The organism is Chitinophaga horti (assembly GCF_022867795.2).
GTDB lineage: Bacteria > Bacteroidota > Bacteroidia > Chitinophagales > Chitinophagaceae > Chitinophaga > Chitinophaga horti.
The window spans coordinates 1,193,370-1,206,190 of sequence record NZ_CP107006.1 but is presented as its reverse complement, the minus strand read 5'-3'; the positions used below and the strand labels follow the sequence as shown (position 1 = coordinate 1,206,190).

Genomic DNA, 12,821 nt, shown 5'->3' with positions numbered 1-12,821 from the left:
GTTGAATATGAGCAAACCCAACCGGCTATTTCTCCTTTTCTGCACTGTATTTTTGGCTGTAGGCATATTCTATTTTATAGAACAGCGCAGAAAATCAGACCAGGCCTCACCAAAGGCTGAAGTGGAAAGAATGGCTATTACTGACAGTGACCAGACGGACAAACTACTGGTCGCAGAGTTAAGAAAATTAGGTGTGACGCCTGAAGACAGCCTCAAACTGGAATACTTCTTTTACACCAGCAGTGCATCCAGCGCCGCGCAGCTGACCGACTCACTAAAGCAACTCGGTTACACCGCCTCTTACCGTAGAGCCGCCGATAATTCATCAGAAATCGTGGTAACCGGTTGGACGAGCCCCATGCTCATGCAGGATAGTATTGTTATGTCGTGGTCTGCCCGCATGCGTGATATGGCCGTCCGGTACAATAGCCTGTTCGACGGTTGGGGAACCGATCCGCATCAGAAAAAATAATAGTCGACTACCAAACAAACATCCCGTGCCAGCATGTTGGCCCGGGATGTTTGTTTTATAAAAAGGAGCCTGTTAACGCACCAACGTCAAACTTCCATTCCGTTTGATATCGCCGCAAATCGTGCTGGCCTCGATGAAATATACATAAGTGCCTACTTCCTGCGGCACACCGTTTACAGTGCCATCCCAGCAGAAATTAGGATTTGTTGTATAGAACACCCGTTTGCCCCAGCGGTCGTAAACAGATAAGTTCTTTAACTGTACACCACCCCACTGTCTTACACTGAAGCAATCATTACGGCCATCGTGGTTCGGGGAGAAAGCGTTCGGCACCACGAAAGTGACTTTGCCGGCGGAGACTACGTATACCGTTACCACGTCGGTGGACGAGCAGCCGTAGCTATTACTGCCCCACACCGTGTAGGTGGTCGTGGTATCGATACTTACCCGCGTTTGACGGCTATGCGGCTGATCTAAGCCGGTGATGGGCTGCCAGGTAAATGCGAGTGCGCCGGTGGCAGATAACTGCGCCGTATGCGCCGCACAATCAATATCATTCGATTTAGTAGCGTGTATCTCGGGAATGGGATTCACCTGCACCTCTACCTGCATCGTTGTATCGAAGCCGCACACGCTTTCGCGGGCGGAAACAAAGTAAGTCGTATTCGCTTCCGGACTTGCCTCGGTCATGCCGGAAGACGCATCGCTGAGCGACGCTGCCGGCATCCAGTTGTATTGATCGCCGCCGCTGGCCTCCAGCGTGACGGCATCACCTGCGCAAACCTGCTGCGCATCAGATATAGCGAACGCCGGACGGGTACGGAAACTGACCGTTACATGTTCCTGGTACTGGCAATTATTTGCATCGGTTATCAGCACATCATAACGCGTTTGCTCCGTAGGGCCGGCAATAGGGCGATTGCCCGATGCATCATCCAAGGTGTTCGCAGGGCTCCAGCTATACGAGGCGCCGCCGCTAACCGGTAACACCACACGTGTACCGGGGCAAATAGCCGTATCTCCCTGTAACGTGATCGCCGCCACGGGATACAAGTTAATCAGCACCGTATCGTTTGCCGTACAGCCATACACACTCGTGCCGGTCACCACATATTCCTTTCCCACCGTGGGGCTAGCAGAAGGGTTCGCAATATCGACCGCACTCAAATCGGCATCAGGCTGCCAGGCATAAGTTTGCGCGCCGGATGCCTGCAACATCGTCGAAGCGCCTGTACACACCATTACGTCATTCCCCGCACTTACCGCTGGTATATCTACACGTATGATCACACTGTCGCGCAGTATACCAACACCCGGTAAGCGGGTATGACGGTAGTAAATGCGGGTAGTGTTGCCCATCGTCAGGTTAAGACGATCTGGGTTGACGGACGTCAGTCCCACAGCAGGGAACCAGCAAGAGCCAACGCCCGCGCCGGTGGCAAGTAGCGTCACATCCGCACCTGCACAAACAACCGTATCACCATTCCCTATAACGTTAGCGATGATCTGCTGCACGGGCACCGGCTTGATGACCTGTAGAGCACAGCCGTTCTGCGTACGCACATTTAAGGTTACCGTATAGGTGCCGTTGCCGGGATAAACCGCGTTGGCCACGCCCGCATTGCCGGTTGAACCATTACCGAAATCCCACGTGCGGCTCACAACGTCCGTAGTGAGGTCGGTCAATCTCACACGGAACGGACTACAGAGATCCTGCTCAAAACTAAAGTCTGCTGCATGCGATTGCACGACGAAGCTGTCGCGCGTCAGGCAGCCGAAACGTTCCTTATCGACCCAATACACACCCGGTGTGGTGACGGTAATAGATTCCGTTGTAGCACCGGTATTCCAGGTATTGATCGCATTAGGCGTGGGCGTAGATAATAGCAGGTTACCACCCACGCAAAGGGACAATGTCCGCGTAGGCCTTTTCACCGGCGGGGCGACTACTGTTACCGGTTTACAGATGGCTTGTTGCGAACCCAGCCCCTCATCTATCGTAAGATTGATATTATAAGTACCCGGCGTATTGTACCGTATAGCCGGTGGTGTTTGATCGGTGGAACTGGCCTGGCTGGCATTCGTACAGCCTGCAAATTGCAGGCGGCTGATGGTGTTATTCTCGACGTTACAAACGAACGCATACAAGTTATCGCGCACCCTGAACACTTTGGAGATCGATACCGGGAAGGCAAAGTTGCCTACATTTCCCAACTGCTGTATTACCGGTCCGGCATTCAGATCATTATTAAAGTTGATATTCAGCAACTGCGGCCGGCCCAGTTCCCCGTTTACCGCGAAGCCAACTATTTGTCCACACGATCGCGTGATCGTCAAATCGCGCGGATGGCGTAAGGCACCACCAGGGTTACCAAGATTTACACCGGTGGGGATGTTTAACAGGGAACTGCCAAAATCCAGCCGGGTAATGGAAGAGTTATTACCGACGCGCGTATTATCGCCCCCATTCGTGATAAACACTTTCCAGCTGCCGTTATCCGTAATGGCAAAAATACCTGTCGGATAACTGAGTCCGCCAATGTTACCAAGGTTTTGTGCAATGGGCGTATTGTTGAAGCTATTTGTAAAATCGAAACGGGTGATGGTATTATTCTCCCCGTTTACCGTAAGGCCATACCAGTTATTCCCTTCTTTAAACACATGCAGGTCGAGCGGCTGCGCCATGTTGCCGATATCGCCCCAGCTGGTAGCGACCGGCGTATTATTCGTAATGTCGGCCCCGAAATCGATCTTCATGACCCTGGGCGTGCTGCCCTCATTGATGTTGCCCGCCACGATAATAGCGTACCAGCGGCCTTCATTAAAGACCAGCTGTATACCCTCCGTGGAAGAACGTGCAGGCAGCAGGCCGCCGAAATTGCCAAGATAAGTAGCGGTAGGGTTGTTCAGGAGGCTGTTCCCGAAATCGAGACGTACCAGCCCGCCGGGGAGGTAGTTGGTGACAAAGCCGTAATAGTTGCCGTTTACCTCTGTATAGTCCATGAACACCGGCCAACTTAACGTATTGCCCGGGTTGCCTATATTTTGAGCGAGCGGCGTGGTGATAAGATCGGCCACGCAAAAGTTCCAGAAATAATTAGTGGCGCCCGTACTGGTATTAGTGATTTGCAGATCGTTATTAATACAGATCGTGTCAGGCATAGTAAACCCCGCCTGGGGCACTTGCGCATTCACATGATGGCTCAACCATACAAGGAGGGTAAAAACAAAAAGAAGTCTTTTGAGCATCGGTATAGGTCGTAGAGGCGCAATTTACGACAAATCCGTTGGATTGGCGGATGAGCTTTATTTGCTGACCGCGGACACCTTATGCGCCGGCGGATACCGCCCGATCGTGATCATCGTTAAAACGGTACATCGAACGGCCGCCGGCTTTTCGTAATTGAAGATGTTGTGAGACAACTCCATCTCCACCGTATGCCCCGGTGCCTCCGGGTTAAAGATAGATATTGGTACGATCACCACTTCGGAACCGACCTTATCGCGCACGAGTATACGTTGCCAGTTGAGTTTTGCATAAAGCGCCTTATCTGTCAGCTTCTTACCGGAGATGGGTGCGTTCTCTGACAAGGTAATCGCCTCCACCTTCCCTGCCGAATCGAGGCTGAAACGTACAGAAAAAAGGTAGGTGGCAGTATCCTGCCCCTGATCTTTAGTGAGGGCATCAAATATAACATTCGACAGTGGGCGTTGGCCTGGCGGTACGGTTGTAAAGCGGCTTGCTTGTGCCATGGCTGCAACCGGCAGCAAAAAACATAGCAAGAATAAGTAAGTCCTGATCATGGATATGGTAGTTGAAAATCTACAAACAATTAGCTGGCGGTGTGGGACAACGTTGACCGAGGCTACCGCCCATCTGATAATTATCGCCTAAGCTTAAAATTGCCTGCTGCTCCTGGTAGGTCTTCTGCTGCCATAAAGTGGACGCAGACAATCCTTCCCATGTGAGCGCCTCCGCGGCGGACGACGGCAGGGTTGGAAATATATTCATCAACGCGTTTTTAAGGGTATCGAAATAGGTAGATGCCATCAATTCATGGTGCTGATTGGTCGGAAAACCGGGCTCACCCAAAATATCTTTCATCCGGAAGATGGCATGCAGTAATTCATGCAGCACGGTCGATGCGATATCTTCCTGGGAAGAACAAGCCAGTATAGGGCTAATGGTGATGGTGATGGTCGTGTGCCCTGTCGGGCCAGTGGTTTGCACCACGGTATTACCCGCCAGGTTGCCCGGCAGCGGCGCCACTATAACCGTAATCGTCACATCCTCCAGTTCCCCGATCACTTCCTGGTACAGGCTGTATAAAGCCCCTACCGTGTATTCGCTTAACGTGAGCGCCTTCAAGACGCCCGGTTTGGTACACTCATCCTCCGGCACACCATCTATAATTTCGGGGAAACCGGGAAATGAATCGCCGCCCGGTCCTTGCGGGTCTTCATCTTCGAAGTAGATGGCATTGGTGGGGCAAACGGGTGCAGTACATAATTCGCAGCCTACGCAGGCATTGGCGTAGAAGAAAAGGGTTTCGTTCGTGACATAAAAAACATTATCCGTTCCCGTTACACCGGAAGAAACGAGGTTGATGGCCCCGTACGGACAGGTATACTCGCATTCACCGCAAACAATGCATTCAATGCTGTCGACGGTCATTATACGACCTGTCTGGGTCACTTTAAACACGGCTTTGCCGGCATCGTAGTATTGAGGAATGAGGCCCATCTCCGTAGGTTTTAAGTTAACAACATGTTATCGAACAATGGCTGGCGGAAATGTTTTCTTGCCTGGTCGAGCAACATCACCACAGGCGTTTGCGGGCGCCGTTCTCCCGAAACCGATGTATTAAATACCGGGAACCTGACGGTGCGGTTGTATACATGCACATTGTAAAAGTTGAAATGGAAGCGCTTATCATCATAATGATAATGGATGTTCGGAACCAGGTGGGTAGGCGGATAAGCCGCCAGGACTTCGGACAACGGCCGCGCGGGTAGTTTGCTGCAACTGGCGACTACGTCCAGCTCTACCGCCTGTCGGCTCTTAAATCGCTGGGCAAGCGTATCATCCTTCACATAACGATAAGAACGGATGATCAGGAACTGACGGGCATCGCCGGAAAAGGACATAAACCCGGACCGGTTAATGGTCATGTTCGTATGATCGTCGGCGCAGGCCTGCAGCAGCCAACCGGATGTGGTAGCTATGCAGATGCTGCCGAGTGAAATATCCTGCAAAAATTTTCGCCTGTGCATAATTGGGGATTTAGGAAAACTCGCTGTCAATGCTACTGGCCTTTTTGTTATGGACTGTGGGTATTTGTCTTAAGCTAAAACTGGTCTTCTATTGCTATAACGACAAAAGTACTCCGCGGGGACCATACCCTATCCAGGTATTTTCGCGGGTGCAGCGCCACGGCGGTCGGTATACATGCTAAAACAGCAGTAAAATTCGGATACAGGAGGCCATTCTGTCAAACTAACTGCTAATAAGTCGCGATCCACATCTGGCACAAAACGTGCGGCTATTCCTGCAGATAAATCAAAGCATATGTCAATACAAACTGCAATACTTGCCGGCGGCTGCTTCTGGGGGTGGAAGAACTGATTCGCGCGCTGCCCGGTGTAACAGCTACCCGTGTGGGTTATACCGGTGGCAACGTTCCCAATGCTACTTACCGCAATCACGGTACGCATGCAGAGGGCATTAAGATCACGTTCGATTCCGATGTACTCTCCTATCGCAAGCTGCTGGAATTTTTCTTCCAGATACATGATCCTACCACGCGTAACAGGCAGGGTAATGACATTGGTACCTCTTACCGCTCCGCGATCTTTTACCTGGACGACGAGCAGCGTAGCACGGCGATCGGACTGATAGAGGAATTGTCCGCTGCAGGCATCTGGAAAAACCCGATCGTAACGGAAGTAGTGCCTGCCTCCGACTTCTGGGATGCGGAAGAAGAACACCAGGATTACCTGCAAAAACATCCTCACGGATATACCTGCCACTTCATTCGCCCCGAATGGCAGCTGGCTAAATAGATAAAAAGGGCCGTCTCTTTCAATTGAGACGGCCCTTTTTTTTGCTATAGGCTCTCGTTGGATATGCTACGTTATTTCCAGTTGAATACACGCACGAAAAACGGGCGGTATCGGTCTGCACTACCAGGCTTATTGAAGTTAGTATTGAAATCTGTCGGATTGATGTTATACGAAATTACGAGTTCTCCCTGCCTGCTGAGCGCATGATGCACAAACGCATTGTAAGTGATGATATCGCCCGAATACTTTTCGGGTATCTGGTACAGGGTGCGTTTGTTGGTCCACGGACCTACGGGTGAGCTGCTTTCAGCGATATAGATATCGCGGCCGAAGATTTGCTGCTGCCATACGAGGTAATACTTCCCGCCTTCATAGAATACGTTTGGCTGCGTAACTTCTTCTGCCACGCTGCGCTTCTGCGGGGTGGCTGACCAGCCGTTGGCGCCATAGTACTCCCACTGCCCCTTCAGGTCGTGGCCGGCCACGCGGGCCACGTGCAGGTAAGAGGTGAGAAATCCACCTTCTGTCGCATACATGTAGGTATATCCATCATTACCTTTCATGCTGCCGGCACTGTAATTCGCGAGCAAATCTTTATCCTTGATGAGTTCCTTCAGTCTTAACGAAGGCAGTTCGTATATCGCCAGGTCGGTGCTTACGTGCACAAAGTCCCAGGTACCGCTGCCGGTTTTGCGTACGTGGCTGAGTAACACCTGCAATTCGCCGTTGTGTACCTGCGCCGCGCCGGGCCAATACCAGTCCTGGTCTTCAGGCGCATTGCCGTACTTGATCCAGGTCTGGCTTTGATTGCCGCTTCCCGGGTTCAGTTGCACAAAGCTCTGCAACGATTTGTTCAACTGCACATTAGCGGCGTTACGCAGCATCACGTTGTTCGCCCGGTTCCGGTCTGCACTTACCTGCCCGAAAAAGCTGTCCTGGAACGACCAGAAGAGCCGACCGTCGGGCAGTAATACAGAGTAACAACCATCGCCGCCGTTCCAATGCTGGTAACGGGTAAGGTAATCGTTATAATCCAGGTCGCTGTATACTGTTACACGTGCGTCCCACAAACCGGTATTGCGCAGCAGCTGCAGGCGCGGACCAGCTTCTGCTGCACTCTTTTTGAGAATGCGTACGTACCAGTTTTTCGCGATGCCCGATTCGGAAGTAACGGTATAGGTGTATCGTCCGCCGTTGGCCGCAAAGTCTACCTTTACACCAGGTGCAGGTATTACCTTCGCACCTTTTGATACCATCACTTTCGGACTGATGGCGCTAAGGTCGAGGTCCTCTGCTGCCCAGAGGGTTACGGTGGCGGAATCGACGTGATTAGTCACCGTATCTTCCCCAATCTGCCCTTCCGCCAGGCGGAACGACAAGATCGCTCTTTCGCGGCTCTGGTAGCCATCAAGCGGATTTTCACTGCACGACGAAAAAACGAGCGCAGCCAGCACTAAATTCATCATACTGTTCATATGCGGTTATTTAAAACCAATCTGGATACCAAGGTTGATTACACGCTGATTGATGTAAGCGTCGCCGGCAGAATTGCTCGACACCTCAGGGTCCTGCTGGTACTTGTCGTAATTGGTCCAGGTGAAAAGATTATAAGCGCTCAGGTATAACCTGGCATTGTTAATACGCTGCGGCAGCCAGTTGCTCGGCATCTGGTAGCCCAGGTCCACGGTTTTCAATCGTACATACCGGGCGTTGATCAGCCAGAAGTCGGACATATAAGTACGTGCACTGTTAACCGTAGTCGGGTTGCTCGTCAGTCTCGGGAACTGCGCATTCGCAGCATTCTCCGGCGTCCAACGTTCCTGGTGTATCGGCTGGAACTGGCTCTGGAAGGTTTCGATGCCAGTACCTACCACGCTGAAGCTGTAACCAAAAGCCCCCTGGAATAACAGGTTTGCGCTAAAACCTTTGTAGTTGGCGCCAACGGTAAGTCCCAATACCGTATTGGCCAGGTTAGGCCTGCCGATCGGGCCGCGGTCGTTGTTATCGATCACGCCATCGCCGTTGATGTCTTTGTATTTCAGATCGCCTGCCTGTATTGGGTATTCACTTAACGGCGTAGCAGGTTTGTCGTGGGCGTTTGATTGTATCTTCTGGATATCGTCCGGTGTGTAGTAGCCGACAAAAGTATAACCGAAAGGCTGATCGATCGGTCTGCCGGTTTCACGTAACCAGGGATAAGCGGGTTGCGCTTCGTCGCGGAACAATACTTTGTTTTTGAAATACTGGAACACGAGTCCCGTGTTAAAGTTGAAGCGGCGTATACTGCCACGGTAGTTGATCTGCCCGTCAAAACCTTTATTGCTCGTCTTCGCTACGTTCGCCGGACTATATCCGATCCCGATCATCGTAGGCACTGATCCTTTCCGCACCAGCTGATCGAAACGTACGTCGTAGAAATAATCGAAGGTAAAGGAAAGCTGGTCGTTAAACAGGTTCACATCCAGCCCTACATCGGCCTTCCGTGCCTTTTCCCAGGTAACGTCCGGCGTACCCAGGTCGCCTTCGAGGATGGTGCCATTATTCGTATGATTCTCACCAAAGGAATAGCCGCCACCTTCAAAGTATTCCTGGCGGAACAGGTAACGATTACCATCAGTTACATCCGATCCTACCACACCATAAGACGCCCTGATCTTCAATAATCTGATGAAAGACGACTCCTTCAGGAAAGGTTCCTGCGAAATGGCCCAACCCAATCCCACCGCGGGAAAGAAACCGTTCCTTTCCTTCGCTTTAAACCTGTCGGAACCGTTGTAAGCACCGTTGAAATCGACCAGGTACTTCTGCTGGTAATTATAGCCGGCTTTAAACGAGAAACCACGGAAGTTGGCAGGGATATCAGACTTGAAAGAATAACTCTGCCTGTTAAACAGCAGCAATCCATTCAGGTTATGATCACCGAACGCGCGATCGTAGCTCAGGAAAGCCTGCACGTTCACGTTGCGGCTGTAACTATCCGTATTGCCCGTAACGCGGTATGCCTGCAAACGATAGTTGCCGCGCGGGTCGAGCAGGTATGAGTTATCGACCGGGTTGTAATAAAAGGACGGTGGCTCCTCCGGGCGAAACAGGTTACGGGAATATTGTTCGATGCCTGCATACGCCACCCGGCCTGTCAGTGTAAGCCCTTTCGTAAGGAAGCTCAGGTCCTGCGTACCACCGAACAAAACGTTGAAGTCTGCACGATTGCTGCGGCTGTAGCCACCGTTCGCAAGACGGGCGTTGATCGTAGGCAATGCATCTTTCGTATCACGCGCAAAAGAATAAGAACCATTCGGGTTGATAAACGGCGCGGAATACGGGTGTATCTTTTCAAAATTATATACCTCTGATACGACATTTGCAGAACGCGGCTGGTTGATATTACCGAAACGCGTCGTCACATCCAGTCGAAGCGTTAGCGACTTCGACACACGCATATCTAAGTTGGAACGGAAGTTATAACGTCGGAAGAAATAGTTCGTATTCACCTCGTTGCGTGGATCGGAAAAGTCTTTCACCAAACCGTTCTGCGCGAGGAAACCACCCGACATAAAATACCTCACCGCCTCTGTACCACCGGACACGTCTACGTTCGTATTCGCCTGGTAGGAATGTTTTTTGAACACCGCATCATACCAGTTTACGTTCGGATGCCCGTACGGATCGCTGCCATCTTTAAAAAGGCGCAGGTCCTCGTCCGTAAACTGCGGCTGTAATCCGTCGTTCCGGTAAGCCTCGTTTACCAGCATCGCTGTTTCGTACGAGTCGAGGAACTTTGGGGTACGCACCGGAGACTGTTGCCCAGACTCAACCCGCAGGTTTACTTGTGGGCGACCACTTTTACCGCGCCGGGTAGTAACCACCAGTACACCGTTAGCACCTTTAATACCGTAGATAGCCGTCGTAGAAGCATCTTTCAGGATAGAGATACTTTCGATTTCGTTCACGTTGATCTGCTGCAACTGGTCGTACGAATATTCGATATCGTCCACGATGATCAGCGGCTTGTTACCTTCTGAGTTCAGCGAGCTGACGCCACGGATGAAGAAGTCCGAAGCATCGCGCCCTGGCTGACCGGAACGTTGTTGCGATACGAAGCCGGGCAGTTTACCCATCAGCGCATTCTGCACATTGGCAGTAGGCACATTACGGATCTCCGCGCCACTCACCGCACTTACCGCACCGGTGTTGGTGATACGTTTGGTGGAGTTAAAACCCACTACCACCACTTCGTCCAAGCCCTGCGTGGAGGGTTGTAATACGACATCAACGGAAGTTTTGCCCGTTACGTCTATTTCCTGCGCCGTGAAGCCGATCAGTTTTACGACGATCGTATGCCCCTGCCCTTTTAGCGTGAGTTTGAAGCGACCGTTCGGATCAGCGATCACACCGTTGGTCGGCACCCCCTTTTCGGCCACAGAGGCTCCGGGCAGTGCACCATTCAGGTCTTTCACCGTACCGCTGATCGTTTTTTGCTGCGCCTGCGTTGCGATGGTAAAACCAGTGAGCAGCAATACAAATAATATAAAATGTTTCATCTCAAAAAGATTGATAGCATTAAGATTACCAGCCTGGGTTCTGGCGCATATTGTCATTCTTCACTACCTCGCCGTATGGAATGGGATACAGGTACATCCTCGGTGCTGCGAAAGTCACGCGGGAAACAGGCACCCGCGTATAAGTGAGCCCCATGCCGTCGAGCAGGATACTCATGCCGGTCAGTGGTTGCTGAAATACGCTTTGCGCGATCTTCCAGCGGCGGATGTCCCAATAGCGATGTTCTTCAAACGCCAGTTCGATACGCCTTTCGTTCCGGATCACGGCGCGCATCTCGGCAGGACTCATATTCGCCCTCAAGCCGTAGGAACCGTCGGCCCCGGCGGCGATGCCTGCCCTGGCCCTGACATCACGTATCGCCTTGTACACATCCGCGGTAGCGCCGTTATACTCGTTTTCGGCCTCTGCAAAGTTGAGCAGCACTTCCGCATAACGGAACATCACCCAGTCATGGCTGGTATTGGCGTATTGGGAAGCATTTTCAAAATTGCCCATGAACTTACGCATGTAGTAAGAAGTTTTACTACCCGGCTCTGCACCGCCCGGCTTACTGCCACCGCCTTCATAGGTTTGAATATCAGTATTGAGCCAGCGGGCGCCGTTGTAAAAGATGCTCATTGTCAACCGTGGATCCCGTCCTGTATAGGGATTATTCGCATTGTACCCCGAAGCCGCATCCGTAATCGGCAGTCCGTTCGCCATAGGAAATGCATCAACCAGTTCCTGCGTAGGATTAGTACGGCCGCGGGAAAGAACGGGCAAACCGATCGGACTGTTAGCGGTTTCGATATTGGTATTATCGCCACCCTGGCGGAAGAAGATCACTTCGCCGTTGTTCTGGGTGATGAATACGTTCTTAAAATTCGATACAAGTCCAAACTTACCTTCGGTCATAATCTCCCTGGCCGCATCGGCTGCAAGTTTCCAGCGCGCTTTATCGAAAGTCGTGTAACCGGTAAGATTATTTGATGGCTCAATATTCTCCCCGTTAAAGAGTGGGCTTGCCGCATACAACAGCACCCTTGCTTTCAGCGCCTGTGCTGCGCCACGAGTAGCACGGTGACTATGCACTTCCGGCATCATCACCGGGTTGGTACGCAAACTGTCTTTGATCGCATCACATTCGGCCACGATATAGTTCACACAGGCTTCGAAAGTACCACGCGGCACTTCCACATCCTCACCCAGGGCCCGCACTTTGTCGCCCATAAGCGGAATGCCGCCGTAACGTTTTAACAGTTCGAAGTAAAACAGCGCGCGGATAAACCGGGCTTCTGCCTTCCAGGCGTAACGGATCGATTTGCCATTGGCCAATGTTTCCTTCACCGGCGACACATCGATGTTCGACACGAACAGGCTTGCGGCACGGATGGCTGCGTAAGCATTGTTCCAGGGCGATTCATCTGCTATCAATGCTGCAGAGGTATATGCGCCCGATGCCAGCTGACTGGCGACGGAGGTGCCTGTAAGTCCGGACACCGCGTCGTCAGACGCCGCGTCGAGCAGGTCGCCGCTGATGCGGTTATAACCCGCAGGTAGTTTTTGATAGACGCTGTTCAGGAATTTATTCGCATAAGTACCCAGGGAATCGTCTTTATCGAACACGTATTCGATCGTTACTTCTTCCAGGGGAACTGCTTCATAATCTTTATTACAGGCCATTGCCAGCGTAACAGCCAATAATATCAATATGGAGATTTTCTTCATGATGTGTTATTTAAAGGCT

At 51.6% G+C, this 12,821-nt stretch carries 9 protein-coding genes; 2 read left to right on the top strand and 7 right to left on the bottom strand.

Translation table 11 applies throughout. The annotated features are described in order from the left end of the window. Positions 1-7 precede the first annotated feature (7 nt). Complete coding sequence (locus MKQ68_RS05025; RefSeq protein WP_264282335.1) at positions 8-472, top strand: ribonuclease E inhibitor RraB; 465 nt, start codon at positions 8-10, stop codon at positions 470-472. A gap of 72 nt (positions 473-544) precedes the next feature. Here the strand turns inward: MKQ68_RS05025 and MKQ68_RS05020 are convergent, their stop codons facing one another. The 4 genes from MKQ68_RS05020 to MKQ68_RS05005 form a co-directional block, all read right to left on the bottom strand. Further along, positions 545-3,634: a T9SS type B sorting domain-containing protein gene (locus MKQ68_RS05020; RefSeq protein WP_264282334.1), complete on the bottom strand. Its 3,090-nt coding sequence runs from the start codon at positions 3,632-3,634 to the stop codon at positions 545-547. Between the two features lie 144 nt (positions 3,635-3,778). Beyond that, positions 3,779-4,276, bottom strand: coding sequence for a hypothetical protein (locus MKQ68_RS05015; protein ID WP_264282333.1), 498 nt, complete (start codon positions 4,274-4,276; stop codon positions 3,779-3,781). A 19-nt stretch (positions 4,277-4,295) separates the two neighbouring features. Further along, positions 4,296-5,216: a 4Fe-4S dicluster domain-containing protein gene (locus MKQ68_RS05010; RefSeq protein WP_264282332.1), complete on the bottom strand. Its 921-nt coding sequence runs from the start codon at positions 5,214-5,216 to the stop codon at positions 4,296-4,298. An 11-nt stretch (positions 5,217-5,227) separates the two neighbouring features. Further along, on the bottom strand, positions 5,228-5,746 hold the full coding sequence (locus MKQ68_RS05005) for a hypothetical protein (protein ID WP_264282331.1): 519 nt from the start codon (positions 5,744-5,746) through the stop codon (positions 5,228-5,230). A 339-nt stretch (positions 5,747-6,085) separates the two neighbouring features. On the opposite strand from MKQ68_RS05005, the gene msrA reads away from it, so the two are divergent. Then, entirely contained in the window at positions 6,086-6,535 is a 450-nt protein-coding gene (gene msrA, locus MKQ68_RS05000; RefSeq protein WP_264282330.1) for a peptide-methionine (S)-S-oxide reductase MsrA, read from the top strand. A gap of 71 nt (positions 6,536-6,606) precedes the next feature. On the opposite strand, the gene MKQ68_RS04995 is transcribed toward msrA, so the two are convergent. Genes MKQ68_RS04995 through MKQ68_RS04985 form a run of 3 tightly spaced genes read right to left on the bottom strand, consistent with a single transcriptional unit; the run spans position 6,607 to position 12,802 of the window. Further along, positions 6,607-8,001: a DUF5005 domain-containing protein gene (locus MKQ68_RS04995; RefSeq protein WP_264282329.1), complete on the bottom strand. Its 1,395-nt coding sequence runs from the start codon at positions 7,999-8,001 to the stop codon at positions 6,607-6,609. 15 nt (positions 8,002-8,016) lie between these two features. Then, positions 8,017-11,076, bottom strand: coding sequence for a SusC/RagA family TonB-linked outer membrane protein (locus tag MKQ68_RS04990; protein WP_264282328.1), 3,060 nt, complete (start codon positions 11,074-11,076; stop codon positions 8,017-8,019). A 25-nt stretch (positions 11,077-11,101) separates the two neighbouring features. Then, positions 11,102-12,802 carry a RagB/SusD family nutrient uptake outer membrane protein gene (locus MKQ68_RS04985; protein WP_264282327.1) on the bottom strand — a complete coding sequence of 567 codons (1,701 nt, stop codon included), beginning with the start codon at positions 12,800-12,802 and terminating at the stop codon, positions 11,102-11,104. Between the last annotated feature and the right edge of the window lie 19 nt (positions 12,803-12,821).

Excerpts from the sequence above, each read along its gene's own strand:
- MKQ68_RS05020 (WP_264282334.1), bottom strand. The coding sequence starts at position 3,634 with ATGCCTGACACGATCTGTATTAATAACGATCTGCAAATCACTAATACC.
- MKQ68_RS05005 (WP_264282331.1), bottom strand. The coding sequence starts at position 5,746 with ATGCACAGGCGAAAATTTTTGCAGGATATTTCACTCGGCAGCATCTGC.
- MKQ68_RS04995 (WP_264282329.1), bottom strand. The coding sequence starts at position 8,001 with ATGATGAATTTAGTGCTGGCTGCGCTCGTTTTTTCGTCGTGCAGTGAA.
- MKQ68_RS05010 (WP_264282332.1), bottom strand. The coding sequence starts at position 5,216 with ATGGGCCTCATTCCTCAATACTACGATGCCGGCAAAGCCGTGTTTAAA.
- MKQ68_RS05025 (WP_264282335.1), top strand. The coding sequence starts at position 8 with ATGAGCAAACCCAACCGGCTATTTCTCCTTTTCTGCACTGTATTTTTG.
- MKQ68_RS04985 (WP_264282327.1), bottom strand. The coding sequence starts at position 12,802 with ATGAAGAAAATCTCCATATTGATATTATTGGCTGTTACGCTGGCAATG.
- MKQ68_RS05015 (WP_264282333.1), bottom strand. The coding sequence starts at position 4,276 with ATGATCAGGACTTACTTATTCTTGCTATGTTTTTTGCTGCCGGTTGCA.
- MKQ68_RS04990 (WP_264282328.1), bottom strand. The coding sequence starts at position 11,076 with ATGAAACATTTTATATTATTTGTATTGCTGCTCACTGGTTTTACCATC.